This is a genomic window from uncultured Brevundimonas sp. (assembly GCF_963974615.1).
GTDB lineage: Bacteria > Pseudomonadota > Alphaproteobacteria > Caulobacterales > Caulobacteraceae > Brevundimonas.
In genome coordinates, this window is sequence record NZ_CAXBDH010000001.1 from 120,798 (window position 1) to 134,946 (window position 14,149).

The 14,149-nt window shown below is 62.2% G+C and carries 13 protein-coding genes and 1 pseudogene; 3 read left to right on the forward strand and 11 right to left on the reverse strand.

The window, feature by feature from the left end:
* Positions 1-22 precede the first annotated feature (22 nt).
* The 3 genes from AAC050_RS00585 to AAC050_RS00595 form a co-directional block, all read right to left on the reverse strand.
* Positions 23-1,462, reverse strand: coding sequence for a YfcC family protein (locus tag AAC050_RS00585; RefSeq protein ID WP_339913105.1), 1,440 nt, complete (start codon positions 1,460-1,462; stop codon positions 23-25).
* 14 nt (positions 1,463-1,476) lie between these two features.
* Complete coding sequence (locus AAC050_RS00590; protein ID WP_339913106.1) at positions 1,477-2,742, reverse strand: alginate export family protein; 1,266 nt, start codon at positions 2,740-2,742, stop codon at positions 1,477-1,479.
* Between the two features lie 638 nt (positions 2,743-3,380).
* Entirely contained in the window at positions 3,381-4,454 is a 1,074-nt protein-coding gene (locus AAC050_RS00595) for an NAD(P)-dependent alcohol dehydrogenase (RefSeq protein WP_339913107.1), read from the reverse strand.
* A 588-nt stretch (positions 4,455-5,042) separates the two neighbouring features.
* Here AAC050_RS00595 and gnd point away from each other — a divergent pair.
* Positions 5,043-6,083: a phosphogluconate dehydrogenase (NAD(+)-dependent, decarboxylating) gene (gnd, locus tag AAC050_RS00600; RefSeq protein WP_339913108.1), complete on the forward strand. Its 1,041-nt coding sequence runs from the start codon at positions 5,043-5,045 to the stop codon at positions 6,081-6,083.
* A 50-nt stretch (positions 6,084-6,133) separates the two neighbouring features.
* Here the strand turns inward: gnd and AAC050_RS00605 are convergent, their stop codons facing one another.
* Entirely contained in the window at positions 6,134-6,565 is a 432-nt protein-coding gene (locus tag AAC050_RS00605; protein ID WP_339913109.1) for a hypothetical protein, read from the reverse strand.
* A gap of 411 nt (positions 6,566-6,976) precedes the next feature.
* Between AAC050_RS00605 and AAC050_RS00610 the strand changes: the two genes are divergently transcribed.
* Positions 6,977-7,384 carry a cytochrome c gene (locus AAC050_RS00610; protein ID WP_339913110.1) on the forward strand — a complete coding sequence of 136 codons (408 nt, stop codon included), beginning with the start codon at positions 6,977-6,979 and terminating at the stop codon, positions 7,382-7,384.
* Positions 7,385-7,923: 539 nt separating this feature from the next.
* On the opposite strand, the gene AAC050_RS00615 is transcribed toward AAC050_RS00610, so the two are convergent.
* The 4 genes from AAC050_RS00615 to AAC050_RS00630 all read right to left on the reverse strand — a co-directional run bounded on the left by AAC050_RS00615 (position 7,924) and on the right by AAC050_RS00630 (position 10,696).
* Positions 7,924-8,214, reverse strand: a complete 291-nt coding sequence (locus AAC050_RS00615; protein ID WP_339913111.1) for a hypothetical protein — start codon at positions 8,212-8,214, stop codon at positions 7,924-7,926.
* 302 nt (positions 8,215-8,516) lie between these two features.
* On the reverse strand, positions 8,517-9,467 hold the full coding sequence (locus tag AAC050_RS00620) for an L-lactate dehydrogenase (RefSeq protein WP_339913112.1): 951 nt from the start codon (positions 9,465-9,467) through the stop codon (positions 8,517-8,519).
* A gap of 3 nt (positions 9,468-9,470) precedes the next feature.
* Positions 9,471-9,884 (reverse strand): hypothetical protein, encoded by a 414-nt coding sequence (locus tag AAC050_RS00625; protein ID WP_339913113.1) that lies wholly within the window; start codon positions 9,882-9,884, stop codon positions 9,471-9,473.
* Positions 9,885-9,958: 74 nt separating this feature from the next.
* Positions 9,959-10,696: a cyclic nucleotide-binding domain-containing protein gene (locus tag AAC050_RS00630; protein ID WP_339913114.1), complete on the reverse strand. Its 738-nt coding sequence runs from the start codon at positions 10,694-10,696 to the stop codon at positions 9,959-9,961.
* Between the two features lie 101 nt (positions 10,697-10,797).
* Between AAC050_RS00630 and AAC050_RS00635 the strand changes: the two genes are divergently transcribed.
* The gene (locus AAC050_RS00635) at positions 10,798-11,226 is read left to right on the forward strand and encodes a hypothetical protein (protein ID WP_339913115.1); all 429 of its coding nucleotides are present in this window, start codon (positions 10,798-10,800) and stop codon (positions 11,224-11,226) included.
* A gap of 59 nt (positions 11,227-11,285) precedes the next feature.
* Here the strand turns inward: AAC050_RS00635 and AAC050_RS00640 are convergent, their stop codons facing one another.
* The 3 genes and pseudogenes from AAC050_RS00640 to AAC050_RS00650 form a co-directional block, all read right to left on the reverse strand.
* Positions 11,286-12,314, reverse strand: coding sequence for a PAS domain S-box protein (locus tag AAC050_RS00640; RefSeq protein ID WP_339913116.1), 1,029 nt, complete (start codon positions 12,312-12,314; stop codon positions 11,286-11,288).
* A gap of 161 nt (positions 12,315-12,475) precedes the next feature.
* The gene (locus tag AAC050_RS00645; RefSeq protein WP_339913117.1) at positions 12,476-12,850 is read right to left on the reverse strand and encodes a DUF1622 domain-containing protein; all 375 of its coding nucleotides are present in this window, start codon (positions 12,848-12,850) and stop codon (positions 12,476-12,478) included.
* A 136-nt stretch (positions 12,851-12,986) separates the two neighbouring features.
* Positions 12,987-14,121, reverse strand: a pseudogene (locus tag AAC050_RS00650) (IS3 family transposase); the annotation flags it as partial.
* Positions 14,122-14,149: the final 28 nt, after the last annotated feature.

The window sequence follows — 14,149 nt, forward strand, 5'->3', positions numbered from 1 at the left end:
GCGAGCCCCCGGAGGGAGGCGACTACCCCAAAAGCACTGCGACGCTCAGTCCGGCCATGATCAACACAGCGAGGGCGAGCAGAAGCGGCCACATGAAACGAATCCAGCGTTGATAGGGCACCCCTCCGATGGCGAGCGCTCCCATCACGACCGCAAAGGTCGGATTAATCAGGTTCACGAGGCCATTGGCGGATTGATAGGCGGTGACAACCAACGACCGTTCGACGCCCGCAAAGTCCGCCAGTGGTGCCATGATCGGCATGCTGAGGACGGCAAGACCTGACGAAGACGGCACAAAGAATGACATGGCGAGCTCAATGCCGAATGCGACGTTGACAAAGCCTAACGGCGGCAGTCCACCTAGTGCACCCTCTCCCGCGAAGAGCACCGTATCTGTGATGCGGCCGGCATCCATGATGACGACAATGCCACGGGCTATGCCGATGATAAGGGCCACTCCGAGGAGATTGCGGGCACCGTCGATGAAGGCGTCAACAAAGCCTTCCTCGCCCATCCAACCGACCAGCCCGACAAGCAGCGAGGCCCCCAGGAAAAGCGCCGACATCCGGTCCATCCACCAGCCTTGCGAGGACACCCCCCAAATCATCACGGCAAAGGTCAGAGCAAAGATGAGCAGTACTACTCCCTGGGCGCGCGTTAGCGGGCCATCATCAACAACTTCTGAGGTTCGCGCGAATTTGGCGACAATTTCCGCGTGCTTATCGGCGACGATTGACTTGGCGGGGTCTCGCTTGACCATTGAAGCATAGCGCATGACATAGGCCGTGCATGCAAACCAGCCGGTTCCCAGCAAGATTAGCCGCAGTGTGAGACCGTTGGTAAAGGGGATGCCTGCGGCGTCGGAGGCGATCACGGTTGCGAAGGGATTGATGGTCGAGCCGAGCACGCCGATCCCCGCACCAAGCAGAATGATAGCGACGGCGACGACTGCGTCATATCCTGCGGCGATCATGACTGGGATAAGTAGTGCGTAGAAGGCGAGCGATTCCTCAGCCATGCCATAAGTCGTCCCGCCGAAGGCGAATAGCGCCATCAGAATTGGGATCATCAAGTATTCATGGCCTTTGAGGCGTCGCATGGCGCGGGAGATTCCCTTGTCGATCGCGCCGGTTTTGGCGATTACGCCCAGAAAACCGCCGATTACCAATACGAAAAGGGCAACGTCGATGGCACGCGCTTCAGAGCTCTCGGGGTCATAAAATCCTGCAATCGGGGCGACAAGTACGTCCCCCAAGCCCTGCGGGTTAGAGTCCACGCGCTGATAGGTGCCGGGCACGGGCACATCCTTACCAATCGCTGCATTCTCGACCCGGTCATATTGGCCTGCGGGAACGATCCAGCTCGCGGCTGCGACCAGGGCGATCAGTGCAAACAGGATGCTATAGGCGGTCGGAAATTTGAATGACTTGCGGGCTGCGGGACTGTCTTTGGGATTTGTCATATCTCGGCCCATTCCTAGAACGAAAAGCTGGCGTAAAGCATGAGGTGGGCCCAGGTGTTGTTGCCTCCGGTGAACTCCCTGGCGGCTGCACCGGGGACCAACACGGCGACCGCGGCAGACAGGAAGAGCTGCTCGCTCGCCTCCCAATCCAGGATCACGTTGAACTCATTGCCGAAGTCGTCGTCTTCGACGCCCAATTGGCGGGGATCGTCGAGCGCGACATCAAGCCAGATCGACGTGATCGACACGGCTTGCGAGAGTGACGCGGTCCCCTTGACCAGATGTGTCTTCTGATTCGAGTTGCCGAAGATCCAGTTGCCAGTCAGTTCGCCCTGGTACCATTGAGCATAATCTGTGAATCCATAGGCAAGCGGAACAAATGCCTCGTTCTGCGACGTGCTCGGATCGTCTCCGGTAACAACCGCATAGCGATAGCTCAGCGTAGGTTCCAAAGGCAGGTCGGCGAACTTGTACGTAGCTTGTGCGTACCATCCGTCGCCTTCGTAGTGTTCTGCGCCGGTCTGCCGCGCATATTCGCCAGAAAATGTCAGCCGATCGGTAACAGAGACCGCTCCCCTGACGTCGTAGGTTTTCAACTGCTCGGCGACGCTCCATGAGACAAGGTCGTCGAAATGCGCGACCTCGATATAGGTCGCACCAATCGATGCCCGCTCAGAGAAGGTATATTCGGCATTGATGCCGCGAACATGCGCCTTGATACCGCCGCGCCCCGGATTGTTGCCGAGCCAAAACCCTTCCAGCAGAAGATTGCCCTTTTGGAGCCGCGCGAGCGCACTTCCGCGTGAGGCCGATCGCGCGCCAAGATAAAAGCCGCCCCGGTTTCCGCCGTCGCGGCCGCCATCCTTGATCAGGAAACCCGTGCCAATCTGATAGTCAAAATCGCCGCCCATTATCTCAACGAAATCATCGGCACCAAAGTTGGCTTTCCAACCAACGTAGAGTTTCTCAAGAGTTGCGGCACCCGGATCGTCGATTCCTGCCGCAAAACCTTCTGCGCTTTCGCCAAAAGTCTGCGAGGCAACTGCGGAAATTCCGGCGGTCAGCTCTCCGCCTAAAACATCCTTTATCGTCAGGTAAAGCTGCGGCTCGATCGCAAACTCGTTCCATGTGCCGCTTTCGACCCCGATGTTGGCCTGCGCCTCGCCGAACCAGGAATCGCGTTGAAAGAAGACGACGCTCGCTGCATCAAGACCGGCCTCGACTCGCACGCGGTCTGTTTCATAGATCACCTCCTGTGCAGCCGCTGCTGTCGCCAGCATAGACAGCGGTATCGCCAGAAGCGGCCACAGACGGAAGGCTGAACATTTGAGGTGTCTTGATCGTCCCGCACGGTAGTCAGGCGATTCGGGTGCGGTTTCCGAAGGGGGCATAAAACCAACTCTCAAGAAGATGCTGAAATGGCCACTGCCGATGTACGAACGCGCTGACATCGCTGGCGGGGTGATACCGACCCAGACGCACAGGCAGCTCAGCCATTACAGATCGGAAATTTCTTTCGTATCGCGCGATGGGCGGTTGGGAGAGCCAGACCTGTCGCGGGACTTGCAACGGCCGCTGAGCCAAACCCAGCCTTTTCCTACCGCCGCCTGGCCGCAGCCACGTGCCTGCGTCGGACCTGATGTGGACGCGGCAGGCTGAGCGTAGAGCTCCTCCAGCCTGAACTTGACGGCCAGGAGCCGGGATGGATCCGATAAAATTCAATGTCATTGGTGCCCTGGAGCCGCAATCTCCAGGAAGTTCGGCTCAAACGATCACCACTTAACGACAGGCTGAACCCTGGGCGGCGAGGATGCGGGCATGACGAGCTCGTGCCATGTGAGACAACCGTTTCGTCGAGCCCTGGAAGCTCTTGATCGGGGTTGAGAGTACTCCCGGCCCGCCTGCCGACCCGCGCTGATCAGGGCGTGATCGCAACCTTCAGAACACCATCTCTCTGGTCGGAAAACAGATCGTATGCGCGTTCGATATCGTCCAGCTTGAAGCGGTGGGTTACCATCATGCTCAGGTCGACCCGCCCGGACTCAATCACCGCGAGCAGTCGACGCATACGCTCCTTACCACCAGGGCAGAGAGTGGTAATGATCTTGTGATCGCCCAGGCCGGCCGCGAACGCGCTGAGCGGGATCGTCAAGTCGGTGGAATAGACGCCAAGGCTTGAGAGCACGCCCCCTGGGCGAAGCACTCGCAAGGCCGCCTCGAAGGTCGCCTGGGTTCCCAGAGCCTCGATCGCGACGTCTACGCCGCGACCATCGGTCAGCCGCATGATCTCCGCAACCGGGTCGACCTTGCTGGCGTCAATGATGTGATCTGCGCCCAGTCTGCGCGAAATCGCCAGTCGTTCAGGCAGGCGATCGACCGCGATGATGGTGGTGGCACCCATCAATCTTGCCCCCACTGTGGCGCAGAGACCAATGGGCCCCTGAGCGAGGATGGCCACCGCATCACCGATTTGTACGCCGCCGCTCTGCGCCCCGCTCAGGCCCGTGGACATGATGTCAGGACACATCAGGACCTGTTCGTCCGTAAGACCCTCGGGAACAACGGTCAGATTGGTCATCGCGTCCGGCACGAGGACATATTCGGCCTGGCAGCCGTCAATGGTGTTGCCCAACCTCCAGCCGCCCGCAGGTTTCCACCCGTGGCCGAACGCCCCACCATCCTGGGAATGATGGCCGCAGAGGCAGGCATTGCTGTAGCCACCGGGCGTGATCGCGCCTGCGATCACACGCTGCCCTTCGCTGAAGCCCTGGACGGCGGATCCCAGCTTGTCGATGATGCCGACCGGCTCGTGACCGATGATCAAACCTCTTTCGACCGGATACTCGCCTTTCAGGATGTGGACGTCTGTGCCGCAGATCGTGGTGGTGGTGATGCGCACGAGGGCATCCAGCGGGCCGACGTCGGGAACAGGCTTGTCATCCAGAACAATCCTGCCGGGTTCGACAAACACTGCCGCTTTCATCATGGCCATTGACGCGTTCCATTCTCAGATTGTGTCGGGGCGAGCCAGCCCAACCTAAGACGCGGGCGGCGGGCATGGCTTACATGCGAGCGGCCGCTGACGATCGGTGTAGCGCTGCCACGACGCCAGTCGTCAGAGCGAGCCTTGGCCTGGCTGCAAATCCCGCGGGACCTGCTTCGAGACGATCAAGGTTTCCGCGAAGTCTGCGCGGACCGCCGGACCGGCTCGCGACTCTGTAAGTTTTCGGATGGCCCGGCGTCATAACCAAAGCGCGCTGCGAGCCTTCGGGCCGTATGCGTCGAGGAGCGACTATGACCGAATACAATATGGCGACCGCGTGACCCGCCTCCGCGCCTGCCGCGTGGCAAGCACCGGCGCATTCGGCACGGTCGGGCTCTTCGGCCCCGGCTGGGCATGGCCGGCGTTCAACATTTCAGGCGCTGAGGCTTCCTTGGGACTGTTCAACACCCAGCCGGCCGGCTCCGGTAGCCGCTCTGGAGATCGACGGCCTGTGCGCCTCCCTCGTGGAACTTTCAACTCAATGACAAGCCGCATGTGCCCCGCCATTTTGATCGCGCCGACTTTTGAGGGGCCGCAATGCAGCTAGGCATCGTCGGATTGGGCCGCATGGGTGCCAATATCGCGCGCCGCCTGATGGCCGACGGCCACCAATGCGTCGTGCATGATCTTGATCCCTCAGCCATCGCTGTCTTGACCGAACAGGGTGCCATCGGGGCCGAAAGCCTGGCGGATCTGGTGCGCCAGCTCCCCCCTCCGCGACACGTGTGGATCATGCTTCCTGCCGGAGCGCCGACGGAGTCGGTGGTTGAGGCTCTGGCATCGGTTATGGCCCCTGGCGACACCATGATTGATGGCGGAAACACCTACTACCGAGATGATATTCGCCGCGCCAAGGCGCTGCGTGCCCGAGGTCTGAACTACATCGACGTCGGCACGTCGGGTGGCGTCTGGGGTCTGGCCCGCGGTTATTGCCTGATGGTGGGCGGTGATCGGAACGCGGTCGCGGCGCTCGATCCGGTCCTGCAATCGCTGGCGCCCGGACCCGGTGAGATATTGCCAACCCGGCGGCTTGAGGGTGCGGACCCGCGCCCCGGGCAGGGCTATGTTCACGCCGGACCGGTCGGCGCGGGCCATTTTGTCAAGATGGTCCACAACGGCATCGAATACGGGCTGATGCAGTCCTATGCTGAAGGCTTCAACATCCTCCAGGGAAGGGCCTCCGCCGACCTGCCCGAAGCGGAACGGTTCGACCTGAACCTGGCCGACATCGCGGAAGTCTGGCGGCGGGGCAGTGTGGTCTCCTCCTGGTTGCTGGATCTCGCCGCGCAGGCGCTGGCCGACCATCCGGCCCTGGACGGCTTCACAGGGGAGGTGGCGGATAGCGGTGAAGGCCGCTGGGTCGTCGAGGCCGCGATCGAGGAAGCTGTGCCGGCGGACGTACTGGCCACCGCACTGTTTGCCCGCTTCCGATCGCGAGAACAGCACACCTTCGGTGAGAAGCTCCTGTCGGCGATGCGCTTGGGGTTCGGCGGCCATCTTGAACCAGACCGGAACGCTGAACTGATGGAGGGGGCTCCTGAAGCTCCGAGTGGAATCCCCCTCCGGTCGCAGACATGATCGGCACCCCGAAATAGACGCGCGGCAACCCGCCCCTCAACACCAGCAGGTCAGCGTCCGGGCGAGGGGACCGCGTCGGGGCCGTCCTGTGAAATGCGACCCATCGCGGCCAGGGCCAAGGTGGGAATCAAGACCCATTGCAGCAGTGGCGACAGTCCCGTGCCGATCAGGGGTAAGGTCGGCATGAGATCGGAGTAGGCCCAGGTGCCCTTTATTCCAGTGTTAAACCATTCACTGAAGATCGTGTAGATCAAGCCGCCGAACACAGTCGGTCCGGCTACTCTCAGACGACCCCGGAACGGCCAGTCCCGATCGCCGATCAAGGCCAGGCTGCCCATGAGGGTGGCGAGGGCGATCAGGAGATCGCCGGCGGTGCAATGCAGGACCGCGAACGCCAGTTCGCGGGGGCTGGCGGTCGACCAGATGGTGTAGAGCGGAAGCTGGATTATTTCCCAGGTCAGATGGCTGATCAGGGTGATCACGAGATAGGTCCGCAGGGCACCAAGCCACCCTGAGGGCCGGTGGAATGGAAGCGGGGCCTGCAGATACCTAGGCGGCCTCATACGACCCGCCCGCGATGGGTATAGCTTGAACCTGGCCGGATAGCGGTTCCGTCGATCCGCGGTGGCCGAGCTGGCAACGTCGACCCGGCGAGGCCACCTGTAGCGCGCTGGGTCGGTCGAAGATGTAGAAGCCCCGATTGACCAGAGCTTTCGGAAGGTCGTCCGGGCACAGCGCGTCGCGAGTGACATGTTGCTCAGGCATCGCAGGAGTGATGACCTCGGTCATGGAATTTCCGTTCTGGTGCAAGTGTTGAGGAGTCCGCCTGTTTCTCCCCGCCGACATTGATCTCGATCAATGCAGGGTGCCCCATCCAAGGTCAGGCATGGTCCATGCCCGGCTTGGAGGACGTTTTGCGTTTAATCGCGATTACAGGCGCAATGGCGCTGATGGGATGCACGGCCGGTCCGGCATATCGTGAAGCTCCGGGCACTGCCGAAGCCGCCCGATACTATCCGGAAGAAGTAGTGGACGAGGCCGCCGTGGCGCGAGGCAGGGCGCTCGTGGACAACCGCTGCGCGGCGTGTCACGCCGTCGGCCCGACGGGCGACAGTCCGCGCCCAACAGCTCCCCCGCTGCGTCACCTCGGTGTCCGCTATCCCGTGACGGACCTTCAGGAAGCCTTTGCCGAAGGCATAACCAACGGACATCGGGAGATGCCGCAAATCACCCTGGAGGGGGAAGAGATCGCGGATCTAATCGCCTACCTGCGCGATGTTCAGAACCATTCGCGGCCCTAGCAGACTTGCCAGTCCGTCGGCCTGCGCGTGCCGTCTGCTGATCCGGTTCCGCAACATTGCGTTCGACGGCAGTCAGGCTGCCGTGGGCTAGACCCCCTCCGCAAGAGCCGAACGCCAGCCCCGGTAACGGTTTCCTGAAGAACGGCAACGCTTCTGATCGTCTGACCGGGATGAAGTCAGTCACCCGGATCGATGCCAGGACGGCAGTCCAAAGGGATGCGACCCTCAAGACATGTTGAGTCTCCAGCTGAGAAGCGCGGCTGAAACCTCGAGAGAGGCCGTGCGGTCATGGCCGGGACGATCCGAATCCCAGACACGAGCGCAATGCCTCGAAGCGCCCCCCAGCCGTGGTTCTTCGGAGGCCTTTCTGTCCTGCCACAACACCTTGGTCGAGCCCGCCAGCGGCGGCGTCCGGCGTGACCGCCTGGACTGACGGTGGGGCCTCATCAGCCTCGGGTGGGCTCGCGCCGCCCTCGTTGTCCCATCTCGACAGGGCCGTTCGGCGAAGCCACGAGCGGTCGCGGGGGAGTGGTCGAGGATCAGTCATTACGGTCGGGGAAGCAATCCGCGGCGGTGTCGGTCGTGTGAGCCACACCAGCGGCGTCGAAAGCGGCGACGCCGAGGACAACCTCCTCAATCCTGTCGCCGTGGAGCGCGGAGACCTGATGTTGGGCGGCGTCATCGCCATCGGTCACGCCCGCGCCGAAGGTTCTCCCAGCGACGGGGGGCGTCAGCACGACGAGGGGCAACGGGCACTCGATCCGGAGGCGGCGCGGCAGATCGACCGCAGAGCCGACGGTCTTGCGGTTGATGGTGTCGGCAAACTCCATTGGGCCGGCTCCGGCGCGGCATGGGACCCAAACGGTCGCATCCAACCTTGAAGCAGAAGTGTAGTCATATCGTCGATCCACGACGTTGACATGGATCAATGTCCGATGGGCGTGTGCTTTGGGCCCGGTAACGTGCTGCCGTTGAGGAACGGGCCAGGTCATCTCGCACACGGCCGTCGCACCGGCGGCACCGACCCGCGACCGGCCCTTGCTCATGACCCGGTCGTGAACTCACACCGAACCATTGGACGGGCCTGGAAATCTTCCTGTATCGGCGCAGAGTTGTTACACGCCGCCCGGCCCTACCGATCCGGCGGCTTCTGTGCGGCGGCGAGGGCGGCTCGTAATGTCGTCGCTGACGCCAACAAGCCCCTGGTTTCCTCCGCACTGAGGTCGGGAGACAGGACACGCTCGACGCCGATGGCTCCGAGCACGCACGGCAAGCTCAGGCAAACATCGGTGATGCCATACTGGCCGGTCAGCAGCGTCGAGACGGGCAAGACGGCATGCTCGTCGCGCAGGATGGCTTCGCAGATACGCACGATCGCCGTCGAGATGCCAAAAGAAGTGTACCCCTTGCCCTGGACAATCCGGTAGCCGGCCTCCCGGACCTCCCTCGCGATCTGGAGCCGTTCCAGGTCCTGATCCGTCGCGCAGAACCGGTCGAGCGTCAGTCCTCCGACGCGAACGGTTGAAAAGGCCGCAACTTCGCTGTCTCCGTGTTCACCCAGAACCAGGCCGTCAATCGAACCGGGGGCGACACCGAGGCGGATCGCGAGGGTCTGCTGGAGCCGGGCCGTGTCGAGTAGGGAGCCTGTGCCGATGACCCGGTTGGCCGCGAGCCGGGAGCGGCGCAGCGCCAGAAGCGTCATCAGATCCACTGGATTGGCGGCGACGATGAGGATGCCGGAAAACCCAGCGTCGATCAGTTGGTCCACGCAGGAGGTGACGATCGCGGCGCTGCGGGACACCACCGACAACCGGCTTTCCGCCCCATGGGTCGCCGCGCCGGCAGTGAGAACTGCGATCTGAGCAGCGGCCGCGTCCTCATAGGTTCCGGCCCAGATGCGGGCGGGCCGGACAAGCGCGTTGGCGTCCGACAGGTCGGCCGCTTCCGCCGCCGCCAGGGTCGGGTCGCTGTCGATCAGCACGATCTCGCGACAGAGGGCCCTGAGCATCAGCGTATACGCGGCGGTGGCACCGACGTGGCCGGCACCGACGATAGCGACCCGCTTCTGTTCGACGCTCCCCATGGTTCAGGCCTGGGCGCGGATTTGAGGGGCGTGGGACGGGAAGGGCGAAGCAGGGAAGCGGTGGACGCTCGTGCCGCACAGCTTGCTGCCGAAACGGTGGTTGACGTCGCGATGATGGGCCGCATGCGCCCGCACCGCCATGGAAGCTCTAGACGCTTTGTTCTGGACACCAGCCCGGATCGACACGGAGACACGGGAGTTCGCGGTCCTTCTGACGAGCTTGTGACTTTTGCATCCCGTCGCGGAAAGCAGGCTGAGCCCGACGTTGACGTATTCAACGGTGGACGTTTGCGGCCGACCGTCCCGCCGGTGATCGGCAATTGGCATCAACTGTTCACGGACGAGCACCACGATGACCGTGTTCACGGCCCGATCGTTCATGAACGGGCAGATAGGCGTGATCGCATCAGTCGACATCTCGGGCGCTCCTTGAAGGCGTTGGATGTCACCTCGTGAAGTTGATCACCTTGATCTGCCTCAAGGGCGTCGGGTCACGGTTCGCCCTCCGCGAGCGCTCGCAGCAGATCAGGCCGTTCGACGAGAATATCAGTTTGCGACACCAGGCGGATCACCCCCTGGGTCTTGAGCCGGGTTATGGATCGGCTGACGGTTTCGATGGTCAGGCCGAGATAGTCGGCGATTTCGCCGCGGGTCATGGGCAATCGCACATGACCCGCTCCGGCCGGCCTGGACAGGTCGTGGTTCGGAAGATCGAGCAGGAAGGAGGCCAGCCGCTCGATCGCCGTCTTGCGCCCGAGCAGCAACATCTGGTTTTGGGCCGCGGCGAGTTCGTGGGATGTGCGGTTGAGCAGGGCGTGCTCCAGCGGCGGATCGTCCTGTACCAGAGCCCGGAACGCTGCCTTTCTGAACCGGCAGACCGATGAGGGTTCCATCGCTTCTGCGGTGAACACATAGGCGTCGCCGATCGCCAGACCGAGAAAGTCTCCCCGGAAAAGGAAGCCGATGATCTGGCGACGACCATTGGGAAGGCGCTTGAAGACCCGGACCGATCCCGAGGTGATATTAAAGATGTGGGGGGCTTCGTCGCCCTCACGGATGAGAACGGCACCGGCGTCAAGCAAGATCGGTTCGGCCAAGGCCTCGAGTCGCGCCAGGGACGCATCCGCCGTGCTGCCACAGACCCGCATCGCCACGGCACCGCAGCTCGGACAGGCCTGCTCCAGCCGTCGACCTGCGCAGCCCAATGGCAGCGAGAGCAAGGCCAGCAAGGGTATCTTCCTGGCACCCATGATGAAGGCGGGGACCCGATTTCAGTTTGGAGTTGAGTTGAATCAATGCGCCGTCGGTATGAGGGTTCCAAGTTCATGCCATGACAGCCGTGGTCGTAACCCCCCTAAGCCGCACTGCAATCGACGAAACCTTCACGCTCGCCCGGCTGGGATTTCCCGACCTGACCATGGCGGGCTGGCGGTCGATCACTCTGCACCATTTGGACCATCCGGCATCGACCGCCGGGATTCTTTTAGCCCGGGACGCGGCGCAGAGGCTGAAGGGGTTGCTGATCTATTCGTTATCGATCTGCATTGCGGCCGGCCCCTCGGTGCAGATCGAGCGTCTGATCAGTTTTGATGCCTCCAACCCACGGTCCGTCGCAGCCGCCCTGGTCGCAGAAGTGCTGAGGCTCGGTTCCAGCCATGGCTGTGACAGCATCAGCCTTGTTCGGCCTCTGGATTCGCCGGAAACTGCTTCAGCCATGGTTCTGGCTTCGGACACGGCGGTTCTGTGCCAGATGTTTTGAATCTCCATCGTCGAGCTCTCCGGAACGACGTCACGCGCCAGCAGCTATCCGGTGGCAACCTACTGCGGCGAGAGGGGGGCACCGGTGAGCGGCAAACGAATGCTGCAGCCGACACCGGAGGCGGCATAGGACGAAATCGCCGTTCCGCCATGGACTCCCAGGCTGCGAGCGATCAACTCGCTGCCAAACCCGCGTCTCGTCGGCGGGGCGACGAGGGGGCCGTTGCGTTCCTGCCAGGTCACATCAAGCAGAGGCGGCGCGCCTACCGGAACTTTCCAGTCCACGTTTAGCCGCCCGGCAGACGTCGAAAGCGCGCCATACTTCGCCGCGTTTGTCGCGAGTTCATGCAGGACCAGCGCCAGGGCGACAGCGCCCTGTCCGTCAAGACCGATGTCTGGTCCGGTGAGCGTAATCTTGCTGTCATCGTCGCGGTAGGGTGCTAATTCCGACTCCAGCAAAAGTCGAAAGCTCACTTCCGTCAACGAACCGCTGACCAGCGCATCGTTCGTCCTTGAGATGGCTTCGAAACGCCCCAGGACTGCCTCCTTGAATTCAATGACAGAGGCCGTCCGTCGGGCGCTCAGGGTCACGATCGAATTGACGACCGTCATTGTATTCCGTAGCCGATGCGCAACCTCGCTCGCTACTAATTGGCGGTGCCTCTCCGCTGTCTTTCTAGCGCTGACGTCCCGGATGACCACTGTGACGATGTGCTGTCCGCCGATCATCTGCCGCGAAAGCGTTGCTTCTATCGAGAGTTCTTCACCGTTCTTGCGTCGGCCCAGGACCTCGCGCCCTTCCCCCATGAATCTGCGCAATGGCGCGTTGGACGAACAGAAGCGGTTCACGTCTTCGCGGTGCCGATCATGAAAGCGCGTCGGGACCAGTGCATCGATCGAGCCACCCAGAACTTCGTCGCTGGTGTACCCAAATATCTCTTCGGCTGCTCTGTTGAACAGAATAATGCGACCGGTGTGATCGGTGCTCACGACGCCGTCGCCGATCAGTGACAGGATCGATTGAAAATCCGCACCGAAGGGAAACTCCGTCATGTCTTGCGCCTGCACAAGATGTTCATTCTGTTCCATACTGCTTTCATTCGCGCTAGTCCCCATGGAGTGAAAAGAACCCCCTGTCCAGTTGCGGATGAAAGACTGATCTGCTCCGCGGAAAACTCCAGCTTCGAGTGTTCCAGAGAATGGGAACGGATCCCTAAGGGCCGGGACTCAGGTCGCCGCTGGATGAAACCTCAGAGGCAGGTCAGCTCTTTTTTTGACGCTGCCCGCTCCCAAGGCCAACAACCGTCGAGCTCCACGTCGATGGAAAAACTGAGAAAGGTTCGGATTGTCACCAGCGCGGCGAGGACACCAACGTTGGTCAATGAGGGCTCGAGCACGAGCGAACGCAAGATATCGGCTGCTACCAAGAGCTCGAGCGCGACCAAGGTGCTGCGGCCAAGTTCACGTCGAAATGACGGGTAGTAGTCTATTGAGGCGTTGCGGAGGTATGCGAGAACTGACTTTGTGATGCTCCATACAAAACCTCCGCCGACCGTAAGCAGGGCGGCGAGCTCCAAGCCCGTAATGGTCCAGGTAACCAGCTTCTCGGTTATATCCGTGATCATAGGACGAAAGACGCCGAACCTGCCTCATCCTTACGGTCGTCGCATGGTGCGGTGGACAAAATCTAACATCCGCAATCGTAAAGCCCATGCTTTGGGCATGCTGACCGTCCCCTGCAAAAGCGGATGGTGTTAAGCGCGCACTGCGTTCGGCCTCGGCGGGGCTGATATAGCCCAGTGACGAATGCAGGCGACAGTGGTTGTAGAAGCCCTCGAAGTATCCGAACAGATCCCGCAGCGCATGGTCTCTGGTAGCGTAGACGCGGTATTGGACATGAGGGTGTGGAAGAAGCTCTCCATGGGCGGGTTGTCCAAGCAGTCGCCCGTGCGGCTCATAGGGACGGGGTGATGCTGGATCGGGCCCCGGCGGAGCGATTAGTTTCGGCGACATACTGGGCGGATCCCAAGGGCGGAGTCGTGGATCAGACCGAACGCGATCTGGGTTTGCGGGGTCTGGCGCATGGACCGGCCGACGATCTTGCGGGTGTGCATGTAGAGAATGGCGGCGAGGTAGGGCCAGCCATCGCCGGTTGGGATGTAGGTGAGGTCGGCGAGCCATATCTGATTGGGGCCGCCGCCTCGAAGTTGCGGGCCAGCCTGTCGGGCACGATAGGATAGCTGTGGCGGCTGTCGGTCGTCCTGGCCCGTCGCGGCAGGGCTGCCAGACCCCGAAGACCGGCCCGGCGCATCAGCCGCTCGACGCGGGATAGGCCGACCCGACGGCCATGCTGGCGCAGGGCGTCGTGGACGCAGGGCGAGGCGTAGCAGTCGCCGCACTCGGCATAGTTCAGGCGGTTGTCTTCGGTCAGGGTGCGGTTGGCGCTTGACCTCGGGCTCTCAGGCCGGCCGTGCCAAGCGTAGTAGCCGCTGGCCGACAGTCCGAGGACCGCGCACATCACGCCAACCGGTCAGACCTGGAGATGCCCTTCGACGAACCCGAACTTCATCGGGAGGTCGCTCCGACCCGAAGGGCGGCGAAGCCAAGATGAGTGCGGCTTTTTCTTAGGATGTCCCGCTCTATCCGTAACTGACCGTTCTCCCGCCGCAGCCGCGGCCAGATCCGACGGCGACGGCGACGGGGACGACGCCTGCGTTGTGGTGCACCGCGACGTCCCCGTCGCCTGCATCCCGAACTGCGTCATCCATCGACGCAGCACCGGCTCGTGTGGCCCCAGTTCCCTGGCCGCCGCTCCGGCGGTCGGCCCGCTGTTGGCGACCCGATCAACGACCTCCCGCTTGAACGATTCCGGAAACACCCGGCGTGGAAAAGTCATCAGACACGCCTCTTCAGTTCCGAAACGC